Below are 255 nucleotides of genomic sequence, written 5' to 3'. Positions count from 1 at the left end.
TGAAAGACGTGGTAGCCTGCGAAAAGCTTCGGGGAGTCGGCAAACAGACTTTGATCCGGAGATGTCTGAATGGGGGAACCCAGCCATCATAAGATGGTTATCTTAAGCTGAATACATAGGCTTAAGAGGCGAACCAGGGGAACTGAAACATCTAAGTACCCTGAGGAAAAGAAATCAACCGAGATTCCCTTAGTAGTGGCGAGCGAACGGGGACTAGCCCTTAAGTGGCTTTGAGATTAGCGGAACGCTCTGGAA

The 255-nt window shown here is 49.0% G+C and carries 1 rRNA gene; it reads left to right on the top strand.

Annotated elements, in window-relative coordinates:
- Positions 1-255, top strand: a 23S ribosomal RNA gene (locus tag IB249_RS30315); the annotation flags it as partial.

Origin of the sequence: Pseudomonas sp. PDM04 (genome assembly GCF_014851765.1) — a bacterium.
GTDB lineage: Bacteria > Pseudomonadota > Gammaproteobacteria > Pseudomonadales > Pseudomonadaceae > Aquipseudomonas.
This window is presented reverse-complemented; position numbering and strand designations above follow the sequence as displayed.